The organism is Sphingobium sp. RC1 (genome assembly GCF_059738765.1).
The window spans coordinates 1164341-1186913 of record NZ_AP027306.1 but is presented as its reverse complement, the minus strand read 5'-3'; the positions used below and the strand labels follow the sequence as shown (position 1 = coordinate 1186913).

18 protein-coding genes are annotated in these 22573 nt (G+C 62.1%); 6 read left to right on the top strand and 12 right to left on the bottom strand.

From position 1 onward, the window contains the following. The 5 genes from AC6JBC_RS05780 to AC6JBC_RS05760 all read right to left on the bottom strand — a co-directional run bounded on the left by AC6JBC_RS05780 (position 1) and on the right by AC6JBC_RS05760 (position 5105). Positions 1 to 947, bottom strand: a protein-coding gene (locus AC6JBC_RS05780) for an IS630 family transposase (protein ID WP_498025874.1) whose coding sequence is annotated in 2 segments (ribosomal slippage) — positions 1 to 611 and positions 611 to 947 — 948 coding nt in all. Because the reading frame shifts where the segments join, the coding sequence is not laid out codon by codon here. Between the two features lie 91 nt (positions 948 to 1038). Next, positions 1039 to 2421: a sensor histidine kinase gene (locus AC6JBC_RS05775; RefSeq protein WP_498025873.1), complete on the bottom strand. Its 1383-nt coding sequence runs from the start codon at positions 2419 to 2421 to the stop codon at positions 1039 to 1041. Beyond that, the gene (locus tag AC6JBC_RS05770) at positions 2421 to 3512 is read right to left on the bottom strand and encodes a DUF2336 domain-containing protein (RefSeq protein ID WP_498025872.1); all 1092 of its coding nucleotides are present in this window, start codon (positions 3510 to 3512) and stop codon (positions 2421 to 2423) included. The genes AC6JBC_RS05775 and AC6JBC_RS05770 overlap by 1 nt, the downstream gene beginning before the upstream one ends. A 45-nt stretch (positions 3513 to 3557) precedes the next feature. Beyond that, complete coding sequence (locus tag AC6JBC_RS05765) at positions 3558 to 4724, bottom strand: hypothetical protein (protein WP_498025871.1); 1167 nt, start codon at positions 4722 to 4724, stop codon at positions 3558 to 3560. A 78-nt stretch (positions 4725 to 4802) separates the two neighbouring features. Next, positions 4803 to 5105, bottom strand: coding sequence for an Hpt domain-containing protein (locus AC6JBC_RS05760; RefSeq protein WP_464788435.1), 303 nt, complete (start codon positions 5103 to 5105; stop codon positions 4803 to 4805). A 79-nt stretch (positions 5106 to 5184) separates the two neighbouring features. Between AC6JBC_RS05760 and AC6JBC_RS05755 the strand changes: the two genes are divergently transcribed. Further along, positions 5185 to 7857 (top strand): coiled-coil domain-containing protein, encoded by a 2673-nt coding sequence (locus AC6JBC_RS05755; protein WP_498025870.1) that lies wholly within the window; start codon positions 5185 to 5187, stop codon positions 7855 to 7857. Between the two features lie 283 nt (positions 7858 to 8140). On the opposite strand, the gene AC6JBC_RS05750 is transcribed toward AC6JBC_RS05755, so the two are convergent. From AC6JBC_RS05750 to wecB, 4 genes are all read right to left on the bottom strand, one after another. After that, the gene (locus AC6JBC_RS05750; protein WP_498025869.1) at positions 8141 to 10252 is read right to left on the bottom strand and encodes a GumC family protein; all 2112 of its coding nucleotides are present in this window, start codon (positions 10250 to 10252) and stop codon (positions 8141 to 8143) included. After that, complete coding sequence (locus tag AC6JBC_RS05745) at positions 10252 to 10962, bottom strand: polysaccharide biosynthesis/export family protein (RefSeq protein WP_498025868.1); 711 nt, start codon at positions 10960 to 10962, stop codon at positions 10252 to 10254. The genes AC6JBC_RS05750 and AC6JBC_RS05745 overlap by 1 nt, the downstream gene beginning before the upstream one ends. A 122-nt stretch (positions 10963 to 11084) precedes the next feature. After that, the gene (wecC, locus tag AC6JBC_RS05740) at positions 11085 to 12380 is read right to left on the bottom strand and encodes a UDP-N-acetyl-D-mannosamine dehydrogenase (RefSeq protein WP_498025867.1); all 1296 of its coding nucleotides are present in this window, start codon (positions 12378 to 12380) and stop codon (positions 11085 to 11087) included. A gap of 125 nt (positions 12381 to 12505) precedes the next feature. Then, the gene (gene wecB, locus AC6JBC_RS05735) at positions 12506 to 13651 is read right to left on the bottom strand and encodes a non-hydrolyzing UDP-N-acetylglucosamine 2-epimerase (protein WP_498025866.1); all 1146 of its coding nucleotides are present in this window, start codon (positions 13649 to 13651) and stop codon (positions 12506 to 12508) included. Between the two features lie 161 nt (positions 13652 to 13812). On the opposite strand from wecB, the gene AC6JBC_RS05730 reads away from it, so the two are divergent. After that, positions 13813 to 15129: a UDP-glucose dehydrogenase family protein gene (locus AC6JBC_RS05730; protein WP_464779224.1), complete on the top strand. Its 1317-nt coding sequence runs from the start codon at positions 13813 to 13815 to the stop codon at positions 15127 to 15129. Then, complete coding sequence (locus AC6JBC_RS05725; RefSeq protein ID WP_498025865.1) at positions 15129 to 15254, top strand: hypothetical protein; 126 nt, start codon at positions 15129 to 15131, stop codon at positions 15252 to 15254. Before AC6JBC_RS05730 ends, AC6JBC_RS05725 begins: the two co-directional genes overlap by 1 nt. Positions 15255 to 15275: 21 nt before the next feature. Here the strand turns inward: AC6JBC_RS05725 and AC6JBC_RS05720 are convergent, their stop codons facing one another. Continuing rightward, complete coding sequence (locus AC6JBC_RS05720) at positions 15276 to 16124, bottom strand: ABC transporter permease (RefSeq protein WP_498025864.1); 849 nt, start codon at positions 16122 to 16124, stop codon at positions 15276 to 15278. A gap of 115 nt (positions 16125 to 16239) precedes the next feature. Here AC6JBC_RS05720 and AC6JBC_RS05715 point away from each other — a divergent pair, with 115 nt between their 5' ends. The 3 genes from AC6JBC_RS05715 (at position 16240) to AC6JBC_RS05705 (ending at position 20286) form a co-directional block, all read left to right on the top strand. Next, positions 16240 to 16920, top strand: a complete 681-nt coding sequence (locus tag AC6JBC_RS05715) for a GcrA family cell cycle regulator (RefSeq protein ID WP_196225759.1) — start codon at positions 16240 to 16242, stop codon at positions 16918 to 16920. A 247-nt stretch (positions 16921 to 17167) separates the two neighbouring features. Continuing rightward, positions 17168 to 19141, top strand: coding sequence for a DNA topoisomerase IV subunit B (gene parE / locus AC6JBC_RS05710; protein WP_196225758.1), 1974 nt, complete (start codon positions 17168 to 17170; stop codon positions 19139 to 19141). Positions 19142 to 19257: 116 nt separating this feature from the next. Continuing rightward, the gene (locus AC6JBC_RS05705) at positions 19258 to 20286 is read left to right on the top strand and encodes a transglutaminase-like cysteine peptidase (protein WP_196225757.1); all 1029 of its coding nucleotides are present in this window, start codon (positions 19258 to 19260) and stop codon (positions 20284 to 20286) included. A 13-nt stretch (positions 20287 to 20299) separates the two neighbouring features. Here the strand turns inward: AC6JBC_RS05705 and AC6JBC_RS05700 are convergent, their stop codons facing one another. Both AC6JBC_RS05700 and AC6JBC_RS05695 read right to left on the bottom strand, forming a co-directional pair. After that, positions 20300 to 21574 (bottom strand): HlyD family type I secretion periplasmic adaptor subunit, encoded by a 1275-nt coding sequence (locus AC6JBC_RS05700; protein WP_196225756.1) that lies wholly within the window; start codon positions 21572 to 21574, stop codon positions 20300 to 20302. Further along, a complete protein-coding gene (locus tag AC6JBC_RS05695; RefSeq protein WP_498025863.1) occupies positions 21571 to 22548 on the bottom strand; it encodes a cell wall hydrolase in 978 nt (325 codons plus the stop codon). Before AC6JBC_RS05695 ends, AC6JBC_RS05700 begins: the two co-directional genes overlap by 4 nt. Between the last annotated feature and the right edge of the window lie 25 nt (positions 22549 to 22573).

The following is a 22573-nucleotide window of genomic DNA, read 5'->3' as shown; positions in this document are numbered from 1 at the left end:
TCAATCTGGATCATATCCGCACGAGCTGAAATAGTTGGCACATTCGGTGGGCTGGAAGATGTCGACGAGCCTGCCGATGAGGCTCCACAGGCCGCTGATGGTGCGCTCGCCTGCTTTTCGGAGCATGGCCTTGAGGCGGGAAAAGGCTTTCTCGATCGGGTTGAAGTCGGGACTATAAGGCGGCAGGAAGCGCAGCGTTGCCCCTGCCGCCTCGATCCGCTCACGGACCGCAGGTCGCTTGTGGCTCGAGAGATTGTCCATGATGACGATGTCACCAGGCCGCAGTTCCGGCACGAGAACTTGCGCAACATAGGCTTCAAACCAGTCACCGTTGATCGGGCCGTCCAGCACCATTGGCGCGACCATGCTGCTCATGCGGAGGCCCGCGACCAGTGTAGTGGTTTTGCGATGGCCGTGTGGGTATCCCATCCGCAACCGCTCGCCTCTGGCACAACGCCCGTGGCTGCGGGTCATGTTGGTGGCGGTCCACGTCTCGTCGATGAACACCAAACGTTCCGGTTCCAGATCGACCTGGCTCTCGAACCAGTCGTGGCGCTGCCTCAGGACGTCGGGGCGGTCTTGCTCGATGGCATGCCCAGTCTTTTTTTGCGCGTCATGCCCCGCCGCGCGAAGAAGCGGTGCAGCCCGGCAACCGATACTGTCAGACCCGCTTCGGCCAAGGCAATACGCAGCTCTTCGAGCGAGATGTCCTTGCGCGCCTCCCACAAGGCCAAGATGTCAGCCGCTCGCTCCTCTACTCGGCGGGATCGCATGTCGCCACCTTGCGGCTTGGAAGCAAAGGCACCCGTCTCGCGCCTCTGCGCATGCCAACGGATCGCCGTCGATGGCGCCACACCAAACCGCACCGCCGCCGCTCGGCAACTCAGCCCGCCATCAACCGCTGCCAGAAGCCGGACGCGCAAATCCATAGAGAGTGGGTGCCCCATCCATGCTGGCCTCCTTCACCAGCACAGATTCTGAATCACAAATCAGCCCGCAAGGGAATCCCTTACCGATTCATAGCGGTCGAAAACCGCTCTAGCTGCTCGCCGGTAGCGTCAGCATAAATCGCGCACCCCCGCCAGGGGCATCACCGATCTGAATGTCTCCACCCATGGCAAGCGCAAGTCGGCGGGAGATATAGAGGCCAAGACCGCTACCGCCAGGATCACTCCGTCCGAGCCGTTCGAACTTTTGGAAGATGCGCTCTCGACTATCTTCCGGGACACCTGCTCCTTGATCCATGACAGCGATCCACGCTCGTCCGTCATCGACGCCAGTCTCTATCCGCACTTCGCTATCCTCAGGCGCGTAGCGCACAGCGTTGCCGACGAGGTTCATCAGGATTTGCAGTGCGCGCCGGAATTCACCCGTAGCAACGGTCTTAGGGTCCGATTCTGGTGGGAAAAGCTTAATCTTGCGGCTCATCGCCTTGACCACAAACAGCCCAGCGGCCCGTCGCCCGATATCGGCCAGGTCCACATCCTCGGTCGCAACGGTGAAGTCCAACCTGTCGATCGCCTGCAAGTCGGCCAAATCATCGATCAGCGCCATCAAATGACGTCCCGCAGCCGCGATGTCGGAAGCATATCCCGCATAGTCCGGACGCAGCGGCCCATCGAACTGCGCGTTGATCGAATCCGCATTGGCGATGATCCGGCCCAATGGCTGGCGCAGGGAACGATCAAGGCGCCGTCCAAACTCTGCCGGATATATGACCACGGCGGGCGCAGGCGGCACATGAGGGGCCAGAATGGCTCGATCCAATGGAAATGCCTTGCCCCGGTATCCGAGTAACTGCCCCGCCAGATCGAACATCGGAAACCCCGAAAGCCGGAAGCATTGCTCAGGTTCGGCAATCAAGGTTGCGATCTGGTCACGGAAGGCGCGACGCTGCGCAAATCCGCGCAGAATGGCCAGGTCACCCTCTTCATCCGGCCGCAGTTCGAAATAGCTGGTCAGACGGCTACCGGGTATCGGAGGCTGCTGAGGCAAGGCACTTTCCGGCCCTACCCCTTCCAACACCATCTGGAACCGCAGTTGCGTGTCGATTTGCCAGGTCCACCCTTCTGCGACGGCCGCAATATCTGCTTCACGGCGCATCATGTCGATGGGAGCAGCAGTCGCTGGCCGCTCATTCCATTCGATCACGGATATCTGCACGCCGTCGGCTTCGGGCTTAGCCCGCACCCACATGTCGATGTCGCCGCGATCCGCCGCCGCCGTGACCGTTCGTGAAACGGTAACAGAAAGGCGCGACGCAAGCCGCGCCAGCGCTGCCAATTGAGGAATAGCCAGCACCGCGCCAAGATCGGAACCCGCCTCACGCTGTAAGGCCAGCAAAGGCGCATCCGCGCTCAATAGCAATCCATTCGCCGCTACAGTCGCGCGGATAATGGCAGGATGCACCGGCATATTCATCAGACAGTGATCCGCCGCAGATGATCGATTTTCGCGCGGAGAGCTCGAGGCGCGCGTAATGCGTTCACCAAACCGTCCGCCTGCGCCTCTGTCAACGCCTGATACCGTTCCGCCTCTACGATGATTGCAGCGTCCGTGAGCGAGGGCCGGACAGGACGCAATGCCATCAGCAAATGACGATAGTCAGCATCCGATCCCCCTAGTGACCGGCACAGCGCAGCCAGTTCAGGGACCGGCCCCATCACCAATATGTCGGCCACATGCGCGCTATCCATGCGCAATCGCCGAGCCGCGAGGGACGCGAATAGCAGGAACCGCCGCTGGCCCAGAGCAGCGCCCAGCAACTCAGGCATGTCTGCACGTTCACCCAGGCGGCGCACCAATCTGTCTGCCGCCGCGATCGGGCTGCGACTCTCGTCATGTTCAGCCAATAAAGCCCACCCGGCTTTTTCGACCGCAGGAAGGATTTCTCCAGCATCCAACAACGACGTCCGCTGAACGACAGCCATCAGGCACGCGGCAGCGGTCCATAGGAGTTCCGCATAATGTTCGGCAGGAATGTCCGGCTGCATCGGCTCGTCTTCCCCGCCCAGCGTCAGCCAACGCCCCTCCGCCATGGCAAGGGCGGCAAGCGCTTCAGTCACCGCTGGATCATCGGTGGGAAAGATGATCTCTGCTTCTGTCTCGTCCAATCGATCGTCTGGCTGGCCAAATTGCCTCAGCAATAGTGTAGCACCTGCACGCATCTGCATGTGAGAGAGCAATGCCGGGCCTAGCAGTGTTGGCTGAGCGCAAATGGTCGGCCAGCAAATGGCTTCCGGCTGTTGCGCCAGCAGGCTCGTCACGTCTGGCCGTTCAAGCGCGAATCGCAGGGCATGCTCGATACCAGCGACGCAGCCGCCCAGATGGCGCCGCGTTTCAGCCATCAGCGCATCGTGACGTTCCCGCCCCTCATTGGGAAAGAAAAATGCCAGATCAATGGCATGACCTACGGGCACGGCCGACATGCCGGCCAGCACGGGTGCCGCAGGCCAACTGTCCGCCGCCGTTGGCCCGGTAAGGAACGAAAAGGCGCTCATGGCGGCCAACATAGCCGCACGTCCTTAAAATGCACTAAACCCTATGCGTGAAATATATCAGGCGGGTTTGCGCAGGATGATCGCACCTGCGGATGCTATGGCGGCCAGCATTGCAACTTCAAAACCCATCATCGCCGCGCCCAGCGAAGTCGTCAGCAACAGAAGGATCACCGCGCTTGCAGGCGTGAAGATCATCCAGGCCCTCGCTCCCCCCGTCCTGTTCCAGCGGTCAGCAAATTGGATGATGGCAAGCAGCAGCGCGAGGCATGTCGCCAGCACGCTCCCTCCGGCGAGGGATATCCCGCCAACCGCGAAGAAGGGGACAACGAATGCGGTCCATCCTGCCGGTGGTGATCGGAGGGCCAGTTCATCCAGCCGATCCGCGATTTCCGCGACCCCCAATGCCAGCAATAACAAAAGGAACCCCGTCGCGGGCCAAAGCAACTCTATCGGCACCAGGGCAATCGCGCCCAATGCCATGGCTGCGATACGCACTTGTGCCGCCGGGACTTGGGTGCGCATCAGGGCGGGACTGAACAATCGGGCGGCAGGGCAAAGAATATAATGTTCAGCCAAGCCGCGCATTCTCTTCGTCGACGAACCGGCCGACATCACCGCTTGAGCGACCAGGTCGGCCTGCGCCTGCCCATCGACCAGTGCAACACGCCCCGTCAGTAGATCATCCTGTGGAACGGTGATGCGGCGAGCGCCATTTTGCACGGCTGCGCGAACGAGTGTCAGCGACAGGTCCCAGTCACCGATCATGTCGAGCGTTCCAAAAAGCAGGTCTGGACTGATCCGGGCCAGGCCAGCCCATCGTTGACCTGCATCGATCCGTTCCAGCGGAGCGCTGGCATGACTGTCGTCCGTGACAAGAAGAGCGTTGCCCTCGCGCTCGGCTATGGCGTCGAAATGACCCTGCGCAATGACGACCCCGTCAGCGACCAGGACCACATCGGCATCGCGCGGCGCGTCCCGGACCATGGACACCATATCGCGAACCAGGGCGACCGAAATCCCGTCGGCACTCAACCTGTCCACAGCCTGGGAAAGGGCGGGCGTGATGACACTCACAAGTATCATGATGCGATCTGCCCCGGCCCGGGCAGCCTGCCGCGCCTGATATTCAACCAGCGTCTGCCCCGCAAAATGCAGGCTGGCGCGGAGGGCCGCCGAAGAATCGCTGGACGCCCGGCTGGCGCTGAGAATGGCCGCAAAAGTCATGCTGAGATGGAACTGACCCGTTCTTGTGTGAACCTGCCTTTTCGCAAGGCTACCGCCATCACGCAAGCATGCTGCGATTCAGCTTTGTTGAAGCCGGTCGATCGCCATTCGCAATTGACGAAGAATGCGTGGATCGCCCCTTACACAATCCGCTGCTTCATCAGCCAATGCCATGAGGTGCGTAAGGCCAAAACTCGCCGCCAATCCCTTCAGCCGCCATGATGCGACTTCCCAATTCGCGTCGGACTGCGCATTACGGAGGAGGTCCAACTGGCGTTCGGCGCTTTCCATGAAGGCCACCCGAAGGTCCGCGATCAGCGTGAAATCTTCGCCGACAGCGGCAGCAAGAGCAGCATTCAGGGCGCCAGGATCGTATGACATGGGCCGAACGCTATCGGGCTTGCGTTAAGTTTTGGTAACAGGGCATTTTGTTGCGCTGAAAAGATGATAGGATGGGGTCATGACCGGGGGCAGCACCATCGTCGAATTCTGGCGAGACAAAAGCATCGCGACTTCTGACGAGTCGCGGAAGGACGATACACTGCTGTTGGAGCAGGTCGTCGATGACAGCGATGAAGACGGCGAGGCAGAGGAGTACCGCGATCCTTTCGGTCGCCGGACGCAGGCCATATTCGGCTTCGCAGCTTTGCTGTGGCTCGGCTTTGCAGGATGGGCGACAGTCTCGACGAACCAATGGCAGGCAGGCCCTGCCGCTTGGCCTGGCCTGATAACGACCATATTGCTGCCGGTCGTAGGACTCGGCGTCTGCTATCTACTGCTCGCTCGCACCAGCCGAGCCGAGTCGCGCCGCTATCTCGACACTGCGCGCGCGCTACACGCGGAGGCGGAGCAGCTGGAAGCCCGGCTCAGCCGTATTAACCGTCAGCTGGCTACCGCCCGCGAGTCTATGCAGGACCAGGCCGAACTGCTCGACAGCTATGGCGCGGCCGCCAGCAGCAATATGGAGGCCTCTGCCGAACTGATAGCCAGTCGCGCCCACAGCACGACGGAAAAGGCGGAAGCTGCCGAACGCGCAGGAGCCGCCCTCGTTACGCGCATGGATGCCCTGATCTCTGCCATGCCGGAACTGGAGGATCGGGCCGGTCGCATGGCAGCGCAGATCATCGATAACGGCCATGCGCTGGCGGAACGGATCGACACGCTGGAGGCTCGGCTTCACGCTCTTGGCGAACTGTCCGACGATGCCCGCGCCCGCACGCTGACCGCCACGAAGAGCCTGTCGAGCCAACTCACCCAGTTGCAGGAGGCTACCCGCTCTGCGACCGAGGAAGTCAACGGCATGGCCGACATTGCGGCTGGGCGGATCGACGCCACAGCGCAAAGCGCCCGTCTGACGATGCAGGAAGGGGCAGCTGAACTGGATCGGCAGGCTAGCACCCTCGCCAGCCTGCTGGAACGCGCACGCGCTGGCATAACTAACAGCGCCGAAGCGACGATCGAATTGCTCACGCAGAACCTCGACCGGGTTGAAGGTGACGTGCGGCAGCGCCTTGAAACGACTGTGGCGCATGCACAGCAGAGCATGGCGGCGGCCGATCGTGATCTGACGGCGCAAGCTGAGGCGCTCCGCGCGCTGGTCGAAACCGCGCAGGCAGGCATCGCCACGACGAGCCAGAACGCCCTTGCTGCCCTGTCACATGACTCTGAACAGATCGAAGCTCAGCTTCGTGAACGCACTGAAGTCGCCTTCGCCCGCGCGAAGGAAGGCGTTACCTTCACTGAAGAGGGTCTGGCCCGGCAGGCGGAGGCTCTCGACGCGCTGGTGACGCGCTCACGCGGCGATATCCAGAGCATCGGCGACGAAACCGTTTCGGCCATTTCCGATCACATGACCGAAGTCGAAAGCCGCCTCCACCAGATCAATGATCTGGTCGAAGGACAACGCGCGCTTGTGTCCGGCCTGCATGACACGCTTGGCGAGGCCATCGAAAGCGCGCAGTCGCGATTTGCGGCGCTGGAAGAAAGCGCTTTGTCCCGGAACGATCGGCTTACCGAGGCACTTTCCCGCCTCACCGTTGAAACACAGCGGATCGATGACGCCCTGGCTGCGGGTGGGGTGACGGCGGAAAAGCTGATCAGCTGTGCGGAAACCCTACTCGTCGCTCTTGATTCGAGCGTCCGGGAACTGGACGAAACCTTCCCCGCTGCATTGCAGCGCTTCGACACGCGGATTTCCACGAGCCGCGAACTGCTTGATAGCGCGGCACCGGAAATGGAACGGCTGGAGGCCATTTCCGAAGCGCTGGTCGGCCGCACCCAAGAAGCTGAAGAATTGCTGCGCGGCCAGGGCCGCCGCCTTACCGAATGGCTGGAAAGCACGCAAAGCGGCGTCGAGGCGAACCGCGAACTGGTTGAGAAGCTGCGCACCGCGCTCGATCACGCTCATCAGGACGCGACGCGGATCACCGAAGGCGCTGGCCCATTGCTGGTGACCGCATTGCTGCGCGTCAAGGATACCGCCGATCAGGCTGCCGAGCGCGCACGTCAGGCACTAGGCCGTGCCATTCCCGACGCCGTGCAGTCGCTTGCCGAAGCCAGCGAGGCCGCCCTTCAGCAGGCAGTCGATGACAAGGTAACGGCCCAGATCGAAAAGCTCGCTCAGGTCGCGGAGGAGGCTGTTCGCGCTGCGCATCAGGCGTCCGATCGCCTTACGCGGCAGCTGCTGACAATTGCCGACACAAATGCGAGCGTTCAATCCCGGATCGAGGAAGCGGAACGGGCCGCCGAAGACCGCGATCGCGATCATTTTGCGCGCCGATCGGCCCTGCTGATCGAATCGCTTAACAGCACCTCCATCGACGTCGCAAAAATACTGTCGAACGACGTCACCGACTCGGCCTGGGCCTCCTATCTCAAAGGCGACCGCGGCGTTTTCACCCGCCGGGCGGTCAAGTTGCTGGACGCAGGCGAATCGCGTGAGATCGCCCTGCACTATGACAATGATGCCGAGTTTCAGGAGCATGTGAACCGCTACATTCACGACTTCGAATCCATGCTGCGGATCATCCTTTCCGCGCGGGACGGCAATGCACTCGGGGTGGCGGTACTTTCGTCCGATATGGGCAAGCTCTACGTCGCGCTGGCTCAGGCGATCGAGCGGCTCCGTCAGTAAATTTCACACTTGAAAGCGGCATCGCGAACACGCACGAAGCCGTGCTGCGTATCGAGCCATCCTGAAGCGCGACCTCATCTATAGCTTCGAGCTTTAAATCGGCACCACCTCCTTTTGCCGATTGCCCTGAGCCTGTCGAAGGGACCCACTTCTTTTAGAAAGAAAGGGGCTTCGACAAGCTCAGCCCGAACGGGATTGAGGATTAGGATAAAAAGCACGACGCTCTGGCGCCGACCGGCAGCACCCCTCCTAAGTTATGAGCGACGGAGACGGCCGAGATCCCCTACCCGTTCCTATGATACTCATATTCAAACGCACGGCCCTGTTGCTTGGTCAGCACCGCGCCAATGATGGCGCCGCCCGCCCGGCGCACGCGGTCTACAGCCACTCTCAGGCCGCCATGATGGTTGCGCCCCCACTCCACGATCAACACCGTCGCCTCCGCCTTCGACGCCAGTAGCGATGTATCCGGAACACCCAGGATCGGGGGTGCATCGATCAGCACCGTGTCATAGCGTCCCTGAACGGCCGCGAGCAGCACGTCCAAAGCGGAAGTGGATAGAAGTTCAGCGGGATTAGGAGGAATCGCGCCGCTAGGCAGAAGCGATACTCCGGGGACATCACTGCTGACGATCACATCCTCCGCCTTGGCCTGCCCTGTCATGACTTCGCTTAGGCCGCGTTCGGGCGTGACATGGAACAGGCCATGCTGTCGCGGCCGACGCATATCAGCGTCGATCACCAGCACTCGACGGTCCAGTTTCGCCAAGGCGAGAGCCAGTGCGTGGACGGTCGAAGACTTCCCTTCGCCTTCCTGCGCGCTGGTGATCAGGATGGAAGCAGGCAATCCGGCCGAGGATGCGAGCAACAGCGAGGATGCAATCGGCACATAGGTTTCCGCAGTCGGCTTGTCGGTAACCGGAACCGTCCCCAGCAGCGGCATGTTGGCACGCTCCGCCAGCGTATCGGCAGAGGTCACTGCATCGTCGAACACATGGCGTCCCGCGACCATCAGCAAACCCAGCAACAGACCGCCAAGCGAAGCCATCAGCATCGTGATGCCGATATTCGGCGACGATGGCCGTGAAGGGACGGCGGCAGGGTCCAACGGCTGTATGCGTCCCGCCTGAAAACCCGCCTGCGATGCCATGTCACGGTAACGCTGAAGCAAGCTGTCATGCAGCAGCCGATATGTATCGACCGAGCGCTCGAGGATGCTCATCTGCACGCCCCGTCCACGCTCTGCCTGCGCCTGGCGCTCCACGCCCGAAATCTCGGCTTCGATCTGCTTCTCACCATGTACGGCAACTTCAAACTGCTCTTGCAAGGAGGCTCGGATGCTGTTCGCCATCGCGGTCGCCTGATCGTCCAACGCAGCCAGCCGCGCCCGGGCTTCCCGCATCTCGGGATGGGCGTCCTTGCGAAACTGCCGCTCTTCCACCACCACCGCCCGCGCTTGCGCCCGTTGCGTCATCAACTGCTGCATCGCGCCGTTGTTCAGCACTTCGGGCAGCGTCTCGACACTGGAAAGGCGGGCGCTTTCCCAACGCTTCTGCGCTGCGATCCGATCTGCGGTCGCCTGAGCGCGAAAGGCATTCAACTGCGCAAGCCGCGTCGCGGTCGTGCCGTTCGAGTTGGTAGACCTGTCGCCTCCATCCACGAACGTGCCTGAAGGCGAGCCGGTCTGGGCAGCATAGGCGGCAAGGTCCCGTTCGGCGCGCTCCAGATCCCGTCTCGCACTGTCCAGCTCCCCCAACAGGAAGCGTCGCGCCTGAACGCCGGATTCAAATCCGCGCTTCAGGTCCGCTCTGATCAGACTGTCAGCATAACTGTTCGCGACCCGCGCCGATAATATGGGATCAGCGCTGGTGAAGCTGATGCGGATGACACGGCTCTTGCCCGGCAATTCCACTTCCAGGTTGTCGCGCAGAAGGCCGATGACGGCTTCGGTCTCGACCTGCCGCTGGCTGAGCGATCCGGATCCGCGCTCGGGGCGCCGTTCATCCATACCATCAAAAAAGGTTCGGCTACCGACCAACGCCAACTCGCGTGCCACATCTTCGGCCAAAGCGCGGCTGCGGAGCACCTCCAACTCGGTCTGCATCAGCGCTTCATTGTCAGCGGGCGCGGCCGGTCGCTGGATTGCTCCCGCGCCCGCCGCTCCTGCGGGTACGTCCTCTACCTCGACTGAAGCTGTGGCGCGGTAATCAGGCGTTGAAAGAAGTATGAAGATGATGCCCGCCAGCACACAAAGCGCCATGGTGACCAACAGGATGATACGATGGCGCCATATCGCCGTCCAGGCGGCACGGGCCGCCGTCACAATGCGAGCGCTGCGTCCCTCCGGCCCTAAGGGCGCATGGTCGTTATCGATGCGGATCGTGCGACCTGCCATCAATGCTCTCCGTCGAGAGACACAAAGGCCGCCCCCAACACCGGCAGCGCCAGCAACGTCCCGCCCAGGATGGCCTTCGCTCGTGATAGCCCAACTATGATGGTATCGCCCGGCAGAATTTCAGGGTCCAGCGCCTCGCCCCGGCGGATCGAATTCAAGTCGAACATCGCCGCTTTCCGTTCACCTTCCACCTGACGAACGACGATGATCTGCTTCAGGCTGGCAAGGCGGCTCGGCCCCCTCGACAACGCGACAGCTTGCAGCAACCCGATGCGTCCTTCGACGGGATAAAGCCCTGGTTGCCTCACCTCGCCATCCACAGTGATGCGACGACCGACGGCCTTTTTGACGAAGACGGTAACTTGAGGAGAAACCAGATAACGCTCGCCTAGCTTGCCAGCGATCACGTCTGAGGCCTCGCTAGCGGACAGGCCCGCGACCGGCACATCGCCGATCAACGGCAGACGCACCATACCTGCCGCCGTGACCGCCGCGTCCTCCAGCGAAAGGCCGGGTTCATGATATACCTGCACCCGCAGCACATCATCAGGAACGATGTGATAGTCCAGGCCGACAGCCTGCGGGGCGGGTATCACCGCATAGGCAGCGGCTTCGCGGGGGGCGTCTTCAACCGTCGAACAGCCGCCAAGCGAGGCAGAGGCCAGAATGATGGCCAGAGCCTGTTGCTTCCTGTTGGTCGGCCAGCCCATTGGTGAAAATTCCCCACGCCTTTCAAACAGTCCGCCGAGGGGCGAAACGCTTGGGCGGGGTTAGCGAGGCTAAATGGCCATGGCAACTGCGGCCATGGCGCTCTGGGCCAAGCGGCTCTCGGTCAACCCGCCATACGCCCCGGCTGATCGTGCGGCAGGCGACGTGGCTGGTCCGGCCATACGCCGCGCGTATCGTAAACCGCCTTGCCGAAGCGCTCGTCCACCGGGACTGATTTGAACATGTCATGATCAACCAGAATGACGAAAACGCCGCATTGTTCCAGAGCCGTATCGAGATCGATGAGTTCTGCCCCCGTGCCGACGAACTCCATGGGCAAGGCCTGCGCGTAAGGCTCAACCAACTTGACGCGGCGGCCGTAACGGCGGGCCAGACGGCTCGCCACTTTCACGGCGGGACTTTCGCGGAAATCGTCGATATTTGCCTTGAAGGCCAGACCGAGACAGGCGACGTCCTCGCCTGGAAACTCGTCGATCAGCTCCGACACCTTGGCAACGACATGGTCGGTCTTCGCGTCATTCACCTCGCGCGCGGCGCGGATCAGGCGGCTATTCTCCGGATCGCCATGGACGATGAACCAAGGGTCCACGGCGATGCAGTGCCCGCCCACTCCCGGCCCTGGCTGAAGGATGTTCACGCGCGGGTGGCGGTTGGCAAGGCGGATCACTTCCCACACGTCAATGTCCATGCCTTCCGCAATGACGGACAATTCGTTGGCGAAGGCGATATTGACGTCGCGGAAGCTGTTTTCGACGAGTTTCACCATCTCGGCGGCACGCGCGCTTGTCGTGATGCAGGCTCCGCGCACGAACTGACGATAAAAGGCCAATGCCTTGCGGGCGCATCGCGGTGTTATACCGCCGATACAACGGTCATTGTCGATCAATTCGACCAGAATGCGGCCCGGCAGAACGCGCTCCGGGCAATAGGCGATTGCGACATCCCCGGCCATGCCCGGTCCCGGCATTTTGAGGTCAGGGCGAATCTTCGCGAACAGGTCACGCATGGCTTCGGTAGTGCCGACGGGCGATGTGGACTCCAATATTACCGTGTCGCCCGCTTTCAGTACCTCAGCAACGGTTCGCGCCGCGTTCAGCACATAGGAGATGTCCGGCGCGCGATCTTCTGCCACCGGAGTGGGAACCGCGATGATGAAGACGTCGCTCGGTTCGACAGTCAGGCTGGCTCTTAGATTTCCCCTTGCGACCACGCCCTGCACCAGGCCGTCAAGATCGACTTCCTCGATGTGCACTCGGCCCGAATTGACGGTTTCAACCACATGAGCGCTGACATCGACGCCCACGACATGCGCTCCCCCACGGGCGATAAGGGCGGCAGTCGGCAATCCGATATAGCCCAGCCCGATGACGGAAACCTTCTGCTGCTTGTCGATAGGCATGCAATAATCCCGGAAAATCGATCAGTTGCCGCTGTTTTTGAAGGCAAATGCTAAAGATTCCGGTAACGAACGATCCCCGGACGATGAGGTTTGGAAGAGTTAAAAGCGCCGCACCTGACTCGAAGCTATGCCGCCTCCTCCAGACCTTCCACCTCGATGCTTCCCGACGCGATGACCGCCGCGATCCGCTGCGCCGCGCGGCCATCGCCAAAGGGATTATGCGCCCGTGCCATCGCCCGGTAAGCCTCGTCATCGTCGAGCAACGCCAACACCTCACCAACAATGCGGGCACGGTCGGTGCCCACCAGCCTGGCCGTCCCTGCCGTCACGCCTTCAGGCCGTTCGGTAGTTTCGCGCATCACCAGCACCGGCTTGCCAAGCGACGGCGCCTCCTCCTGCACGCCGCCGCTGTCGGTCAGGACCAGATGGCACATGTCGAGCAGGCGCACAAAATGCGGATAATCGAGCGGTTCGATCATCGCGACGTTCGGCAGCTTCCCAAGGACCGCCTCCATGATCGGGCGCACATTGGGATTGGGATGGACGGGGAAGATCACCGCCACATCCGGACGCGCCGCGATGTCGGCAATGGATCGGGCAATCGCTTCCATGCCCCCGCCGAAATTTTCCCGCCGATGGCTGGTAACGGCGATGATGCGCTTCCCTGCAAAGCGCAACGCCAGTTCATCGAGTCCCGCCGCGAGCGCAGGCGTGCCCGCAATTCTTTCGCGCGTCGCAAGCAGCGCGTCGATCACCGTGTTGCCGGTGATGTGAATGCTGGCCGCATCGCGATTTTCCCGTATCAGGGCATCGGCCGCCGCGCCGGTGGGCGCAAAGTTCATGTCGGCCACGCAAGCGACAACCCGCCGGTTCACCTCTTCAGGCCAGGGATGATAAATATCCCCACTGCGCAATCCCGCTTCCACATGCGCGACCGGAATTTGCCGATAATAGGCGGCGAGGCTCGCGACCATGGTCGTCAGCGTGTCACCATGTACGACGATCCGATCCGGCTTCTCCGCATCGAACGCCTTGCCCAGATCGACGATCAGCTTCGCCGTAAGACCGTCCAGCGTCTGGTTCGGCGTCATCACGTCAAGGTCAATGTCCGGCTTGATACCCGCAATGTCGAGTACCTGATCGAGCAAACCCCTATGCTGCGCCGTGACGATTACGCACACATCGACATGATCCCGCGCGCGCAACGCGTGAATGACCGGAAACAGCTTGATCGCTTCGGGGCGGGTCCCGAATACCACCGCAACTTTCATCTTTGCCCCCTGATGCGAGCCTTTAAGGCTACCCCCTGCCAGCAAATCGTAACCATCCCCTGAACAAGGGGTAATTCCGACGCGCGCTTTCGCAGGTGCGATGACCTATGCTAGGGCGCAGTCAATCCTTCATTTTTTTCTTACGAGGCAGCGGGTAGTTTATGAAGATCACGATGATCGGCACGGGATATGTCGGCCTGGTATCGGGCGCCTGTTTCGCCGATTTCGGCCATGACGTCGTGTGCGTCGACAAGGACGCTGGCAAGATCGATGCGATCTTGTCCGGCCGCATGCCGATCTATGAACCCGGGCTTGATCAGCTCGTCGCTAACAATGCTGCGGCCGACCGACTGACCTTCACCACCGACCTCGCTGCGGGAGTCAAGGGCGCGGACGCGATCTTCATCGCTGTGGGCACACCCTCGCGCCGCGGCGATGGCCATGCGGACCTCAGCTATGTCTATGCCGCCGCGCGCGAAATTGCCGAAGCCGTGGACGGCCCAACGGTCATCGTCACCAAATCAACCGTGCCGGTTGGCACGGGTGACGAGGTTGAGCGCATCGTCCAGGAAGTACGCCCAGACCTCGATATCCAGGTGGTCTCCAACCCGGAATTCCTCCGTGAAGGCGCCGCGATCAGCGATTTCAAACGACCGGATCGCGTGGTCGTGGGCACCACCGGCAACGAACGGGCCATGACCGTCATGGCGCAAATCTACCGGCCGCTGAACCTCAACCAGGCACCCGTCATGTTCACTGGACGGCGCACGGCGGAATTGATCAAATATGCCGCCAACGCCTTCCTTGCGACCAAGATCACCTTCATCAATGAGATGGCGGACTTGTGCGAAGCTGTCGGTGCCGAGGTGCAGGACGTGTCGCGCGGCATTGGCCTCGACAACCGGATCGGCAGCAAATTCCTTCATGCCGGTCCCGGCTATGGCGGCTCCTGCTTCCCCAAGGACACGCTGGCGCTGGTGAAGACGGGACAGGATTACGACACGCCGATCCGCATCGTGGAAACGGTGGTGCAGGTAAATGACCTGCGCAAGCGCGCGATGGGCCGCAAGATTGTGAAGGCGTTGGGCGGCGAAGCGCGCGGCAAGACCGTTGCCCTGCTCGGCCTCACCTTCAAGCCTAACACGGACGACATGCGCGATGCGCCCAGCCTCGCCATCGTACAGGCGCTGGAGGATGCCGGAGCCCGCATCGTCGCCTATGATCCCGAAGGCATGGAGGTGGCCCGGCCGATGATGTCGGGCGTCACCATGGCGAAAGATGCCTACGAGGCCGCGACTGGCGCCGACGCTCTCGTGCTAGTCACGGAATGGGATATTTTCCGCGCGCTCGATCTCAAGCGCCTTGCCGCTTCGATGAACAAGCCCCTGCTCATTGACCTGCGCAACATTTATCCCCGCAGCGAAGCCGAAGCGGCGGGCTTTGCCCTCACCCGCGTGGGCGGCAAGGGCGTCATCTGATGAATGTTCAGCCGGAGGGGGGCCGGAATGACCTCGGCCTTCCCCGTCTCCATCATTGGCTGATCGCGGCAGTGGCTCTGTTCGTCATGACCCTGACCCTCCCCGTTATAGCGGGCTTCATCTGATCCATCCGCACCGGGGCTAGATCAGGCTTTGAGCTTCCACCCGCGCTTGAGCAGCACATAGCACAGCAGCGCCAGAGCAACGTTGAGCACCAGCAGAACGATGCTTCCCACGACAACATCTCCGTCCGCCGCCGCGACGAAACCATAGCGAAAGCCCGATATCGCGTAGAAAAACGGGTTGGCATGGCTGATCGCGCGGAACACGGGCGCCAGCCGGTCAATGGAATAGAAGGTGCCGGACAACAGCGTCATCGGCCCAATCACGAAATTGGTGATCGCGGCGGCATGATCGAACTTTTCCGCCCAGATCGATGTCAGTACCCCGATGAACGCTGTCAGCGCCGCCCCCATCAGCCCAAACCAGATGATCGCCCAGGGATGCGCCGGTGTCACATGGACCCCCGGCCACAGCGCCATCGCCCCCCACAGCGCCAGCCCCACACAAACCGCGCGCGTCACCGCCGCGCCGACCAGAGCCAGCAGCAACTCACTATTGGAAAGTGGCGGCATCAGATAGTCGATCAGCGTGCCCTGCATCTTCCCCGCAAGCAGAGAAAAGCTGCTGTTGGCAAAGGCATTGTTCATCATGCCCATGATCATAAGCCCCGGCGCGATGAAGTCCGCGAAGGGGACGCCCAGCACCTGCCGGTTTGCCCCGCCCAACGCGATCGAGAAAATGATAAGGAACATCAGCGTCGTAACCGCTGGCGCCCAGATGGTCTGGAGCTGCACCTTCATGAAGCGGCGCACCTCTTTCTGGTAGAGCGCGCGGGTCCCCGCCCAGTTGACGTTGCGGATGACAAGTTCACCCGGCTCATGAAAAGGAGGAGGCGAAGAGGCGGATACGGAAGATTGGGGCTGTTCGTTCATGCTTCGATCGACTATCGGCTGGTCTGTTGTGCCGCAAGGGCGTTGTGCATGGGCTTTAACCTGTGCAGGCGCGTCCCATATAGGGCGCTAGCCAGAGAATTTGAGGAGTCATTCATTGTCCTGGACCGACGAGCGTATCGACCAGCTCAAGGGAATGTGGGAAAAAGGCCTGACCGCCAGCCAGATCGCGGACGAACTGGGCGGTGTCAGCCGCAATGCCGTGATTGGCAAGGCGCATCGCCTTGGCCTGCAATCGCGCCCTTCGCCCGTAAAGCCGAACGAGACGCCCAAAAAGGCTGCTCCCGTCCGCAAGCCCGCACCCGAGGCCGAAGCGCCCAAACCCGCCGCGCCGTTGCAGCATAGCGCACCCGCTCCCGCCCGCCCCGCTCCGTCGGTTGCGCCCGCGCCCGCACAATCTGCCGCAGCTCCTGCCGCAGACGCCCCTACACCCGCGCCGCAGCCTCGCATCATATCGGTTGGTCCGGGCGGATTCCTTCGCCAGGGTCCCGGCGACCAGCAGGCACCGATCCCACCTGCCCCTCCCCGCCGCCTGGTCCCTGCCAAGCCTAGCCCGGAAATCGCAGGCAAGACATCGCTGCTCGACCTGACCGAGCGTATCTGCAAGTGGCCGATGGGCCATCCGGGCGAACCGGACTTCCACTTCTGTGGTGAGACCGTGAACCCCGGCTTCCCTTATTGCGTGGAACATTGCGGCCGCGCGTATCAGGCTCAGCTGCCGCGCGGTACGCGCCGTCCGCCTCCGCCCCTGCCTTTCGGCGGTCCGCGCGTTCGCTGACTCTCCGTTAAGCTCTGAAATTTGAAGGGGCCGGTCGATTAGGGTGTGTGGGGATTCAGTTCAGGATAAGGCGAAAATGGTGAATTTCGAGAACCGGCGCGCAGCGTACTGCAGTACGTGAGCACCGGAAGCGCAGAAAGTCGCCATTTGCAGCCCGTCATGGGCTGAATCCCCACACACCCTAGACCGGCCCCTTCTTCATAGCTCCTGCTTGCGCCCGCCGCCGACCCGCTTATAGCTTGTGCGCATGTCCGATCTGTTCGCGAGCCAGCCGCTTTCCTCCTCCGATTACGATGCATCCTCCATCGAAGTGCTCGAAGGACTGGAGCCGGTTCGCCGCCGTCCAGGCATGTATATCGGCGGGACGGACGAGCGGGCACTCCATCATCTCGCCAGCGAAGTGCTCGACAACAGCATGGACGAAGCGGTTGCGGGACATGCCACCCGTATCGAGGTCATGCTGGAACCCGGCAATAAGCTGACCATCACCGACAATGGCCGCGGCATTCCGGTTGGAATGCACCCGAAATTTCCCGGCAAATCGGCGCTGGAGGTAATTCTCACCACGCTCCACTCCGGTGGCAAGTTCACCGACAAGGCTTATGCCACGTCCGGCGGCCTTCATGGCGTAGGCATCAGCGTGGTGAACGCGCTTTCGATCGTGACCGTGGTGGAAGTCGCGCTCAACAAGGAATTGTTCCGTCAAAGCTTCGCGCAGGGCTTGCCTACCAGCGGCCTTCAGAAGATCGGCGGGGCACCTAATCGGCGGGGCACATCGGTCAGCTTCATCCCCGACCATGAAATTTTCGGCGAGCAAAAGTTCAAGCCCGCTCGTCTTTACCGGCTTGCCCGTTCCAAGGCCTATCTGTTCGCGGGCGTCGAGATCCGCTGGAAATGCGCGCCCGAACTCATAAGCGACGATACGCCAGCCGAAGCCGTGTTCCAGTTCCCCGGTGGTCTTGCCGATCATCTGAAGGAACAGATCAGCACACGCGAATGCGCGACCAGCGCCTTCTTCTCTGGTAGCCAGGATTTTCCTGACGCGGCGGGCCGCGTCGAATGGGCGATCGCCTGGCCGCTTTGGTCGGACGGCAGCTATAGCTGGTATTGCAACACCATTCCGACGCCCGACGGCGGCACACACGAAACAGGGGTGCGCGCCGCTTTGGTTAAGGGTATCCGCGCCTTCGCCGAACTGGTCGGCAACAAGAAGGCGAAGGACATCACCGCAGACGACATCGTGACCTCTTCCGAAATCATGTTGTCGGTCTTCATCCGTGATCCCCAATTCCAGAGCCAGACCAAGGATCGCCTGACCAGCCCGGAAGCCGCCCGCCTCGTCGAGAACGCGGTGCGCGATCATTTCGACCATTATTTGTCGGACCATATGGAGCGGGGCAAGGCGCTGCTCGCCTATGTCATCGACCGTATGGACGAGCGGCTGAAGCGCAAGGCGGAAAAGGAGGTCAAGCGCAAGACCGCGACATCCGCCCGCAAGCTGCGCTTGCCGGGCAAGCTTACCGATTGTTCGACCGACGATCCCGAAGGCACGGAAATTTTCCTGGTCGAAGGCGATTCGGCAGGTGGGTCGGCCAAACAGGCACGCGACCGCAAGACGCAGGCGATCCTGCCCCTACGCGGCAAAATCCTGAACGTCGCATCAGCCAACAACGCGAAAATCCTGGCGAACCAGGAAATCGCCGACATGATCCTGGCCTTCGGTTGCGGCACGCGCAAGGACTGCAATCCCGACAATCTGCGCTATGAGCGCGTCGTCATCATGACCGACGCTGACGTCGATGGCGCGCATATCGCCACACTGCTCATGACCTTCTTTTTCCAGGAAATGCCGGAACTGGTGCGGCGCGGGCACCTCTATCTCGCCCAGCCGCCGCTCTACCGCCTCGTTGCCGGGGGGAAGAGCCTCTATGCACGCGACGACGCTCATCGCGAAGAATTGCTGCGCACCGAGTTCAAGGGCAAGAAGGTCGAAGTCAGCCGCTTCAAGGGCCTTGGCGAAATGAACCCCGGCCAGTTGCGCGAAACCACCATGGACCCCAAGACCCGCAGCCTCATCCGCATAACCCTGCCCGACGATATCGAGGATCGTCAGCAAGTGCGGGAATTGGTCGAGCGCCTGATGGGAACCAACCCCGCCCACCGCTTCGCCTTCATTCAGGAAAATGCGGCCACGGTGGACGAAGAAGCGATCGACGCCTGACCCTCTCGCAGGCAAGCATCGCCGCGCGACAGTGCCCCCTCCGGATTTCGTGGCTACCGCAGCATTAACCACTGCGGGCGACGGGATGTTCAATCTTCCGCGCGATACGGGCAAGCATGTCAGGCTTCGCCCAGATCCTTCGCATCGCACCGCTTGCCGCACCGGCTCTGCTGCTGTCGGTGCAGAGCGGCACCGCGCTCGCGCAAACCCTTACGCCGACCGGCAGCATCACCAGCGCCGCGTTAAAGGGCGCAGACTATGGACAGGCCGATCGCCTCGCATCCACCCTACTCGCAGGCGGCATGAGCCGCCTTGCCGCCATCAGCGCGCAGCAGGGCAGCATGTCATCCTTCAACTGGGCACCGCCAGTCGCGGAACCGCAAGCTATCGTCAACGACAGCCGCGTTGACCGGACGCTTTCGCGCATGCCCGGATGGGAACTGCAAGGCATCCGCCTGACCCTCAGCCAGCCTGCACTCAGCTATAAGCAGCCCGACCTCGTGCCCACCTTCATGCGCGACCTCATCACAGCGCCTGTGGCCACCTTCGCCATGCCAAAGTCCACCCCGCTGCCATCTACTCCAGCGCCGCGCGCGGGACAGCCGGACATCTTCGGATCGGTGGCGATGGCAGTCAGCCGGACACCGCTCGACGACAAATGGGCCGCCGCTACCCGGTTCGCTCCGGCTACCGTCCTGTCGGCCAGCCTCTTGCGGTCGGCGCGCGCCGCTGCCGGGCTACAGCAGGTGGAGATGGTGAATAGCTGGATCAACAGCCGCCTGCGCTTCGTTGACGATCGGCAAGGCCACGACAGCTGGGCTTCAGCCAGCCAGTCGCTCCAACGCGGGGCTGGCGATTGCGAAGATTATGCCATCGCCAAGATGCAGCTTCTGGAAGCGGCTGGCTTCGATCGCCACGCCATGTTCCTCGTCATCGCGCGCGATCTGGTGAGGCAGACCGATCACGCGGTGCTGGCAGTGCGTGTTGGCAGCGACCTGATGATCCTAGACAATATGACAGATCGGGTGCTGCCTTCTTCAGAGGTCAGCGACTATCGGCCGATCATGAGCTTCAACGCTTACGGCCGCTGGACGCACGGCTATCGCGTAACGAAGCCACTGCCGGTCCAGTTCGCCGCTCGCTGAGCACAGTCACTGCTTACCGCTCCCGCAGAGCCTCCGACCGCGCCTTCATGATGGGCTTGAGCAGATAGGCCAACACCGACTTGCGGCCCGTCAATATCTCCACATCGCACACCATGCCGGGCGTGATGGGCAGCTTGTGCGCGCCAGTGCCCAGCCAAGCGCGGTCGGTTTCAACTACCACCGTGAAATAGGCCTCCCGCGTCGCTTCGTCATAGACGCTATCAGCCGACACCTGCTGCACGGTGCCGCTCAGGCCCCCATAGATGGAAAAGTCATAGGCGGTGACCTTAACGACCGCACGATCACCGGTCTTGATGAAGGCGATGTCGTTCGGCTTCACCCGCGCCTCCACCAGCAGCTTGTCGCCGATGGGGACGATCTGCATGATCTTCTGCCCCGCCGTCACGAAGCCGCCGATGGTCGTCACCTGCACATCGTTGACCACGCCATCGACGGGCGAACGAATTTCCGCGCGTTGCGCTCGACCCTTCGCGCCGCGCAGGGACTCGCTATTGACCGCAATCTTGGCCTCCAGCTGACTACGTTCGTTCAGCGCATCCTGCTTGAATTGAAAATTCGCCTCGGACAGTTGCGCCTGGGCCTCGCGGATCGCGGCCGATGCACGCGACGCCTGCTGCTGCGCCGCGTTAAGCCGCCCTTGCGCATCCACCAGTTCACGCCGGGCGTCGAGCAATTCGGTCTGCGGGACAATGGACTTGGCCGCAAGCGGCTCCAGCATTGCCACCCTCTGCCGCGCCAACTGAACGCTGCCACCCAGGCTGTCGATCGTCGCCTGCGCCTCGCCCAGTTCGCGGCGGCGCTGTTCCACCTGGGCCGAAAGCCCATCCTGCTTGCTGCGAAGCGCCGATTGCCGAACTGCGGCTAGCGCCTGCTCCTGCTGACATTCGGGGCCACCCGTGGCGCAGTTGGCCCCTGTCCCGGTGCCTTCCTTCTCCAGCCGTCCTGCCCGAGCCGTCAGCGATCGCGTCTCCGCCTGCAACTGCCCCAGTTCGGACGCCAGCATTGCGTCGTCCAGACGCACCAGCAACTGCCCCTTGCTGACCTTCTGCCCTGACCGGACCAATATCTCCTCGATCGTGGTCGGCTCGGCGGACTGGATGACCTGCGCTTTGCTCGACGGGATAACCCGCCCCTGCCCGTGCGTCACCTCATCCACCGGAGCGAGGCTGGCCCATAACAGGAACGCCAGCATGCCTCCGCCGCTATACAGGATGACCTGCTTGTTGCCCGGCTGCCCCCGCAGCCAGCTGATCCAGCGCCCCATCATGGTTTTGCCTCTTGCATTGCATGTTCATCGGCGGCGAGCGCCACCGCCTTAGCCTTTTCCTGCGCTGCCAGCATGCTGGTGAGAGCGCCGCCCCCTTGTGAAGGATCAGGAATGGAGAGCTTCCATCCCTTGGACGGGTCCATCCGCCCGCCCACATCATTGGCCGCCCGGCGTTCGGGCAGCGCCGCCACCGCAGGATAATCGATCTGCGGCTCCCTCACCGCCACCATCTGCGATGGATCGAAGGCAGGGATATATTCACCCCCGGCATAGCGTCCCGTAAAAGCACGCGGCAGGCCCCACGCGCCCGGCCAGCGATAGAAGATGTGTGCGCCAATCTTCACCAGCTTCGCCAGATGCGGCGCCCATCCAGGGAACACATAATCGGCATGATAATGGGTCGCCGTGCCAACGCTCGGTTCGACCTGTCCCGCCAGCGCCGCCGCCGCGATCCGCTGCGCCCGATTCCAGAGGACGGCCATCGGCCGCCGCGCAAGTGAACCATCACATACGAAACTGAACTGGCACACTGACGCGTTGAAGCGCTGATACACCACGCCGCACACCGTCTTTGCGAACGCGGGATGACGTACACGGTTGAGAACGACCTGCGCCACCGCGCGCTGTCCGCTTTCCGGTTCGGCTGCTGCTTCATAATAGATCGCCTGCGTCAGGCATTGCAGCGCGCGGCTCCTGTCCTCGCCTGCGGATTGAAGCGCCCGGAAAGGCGATGCTGCGGCAATGGCTCCGGACGCAAACCGCAGCCTGCCATTCTGCACCTCCGCCTCCTGCCCGGTCGTCAAGGGCGCGGCTTCGCTCTCCGTGATCTCAACCAGCGCGCGATATTGGCGGGGGATGGCGGGCGCACCGTCCATGATCTTCGTTTCGACCGCAGCCTTGGGAGCGTCGTTCCCGCGCCAGCCAACCGTTCCCGCCGCCAAGGCTACAACAAGCGCCCCCCCGAGGCCGAGCATGCAAGCCTCAGACGCTGGCAACCTC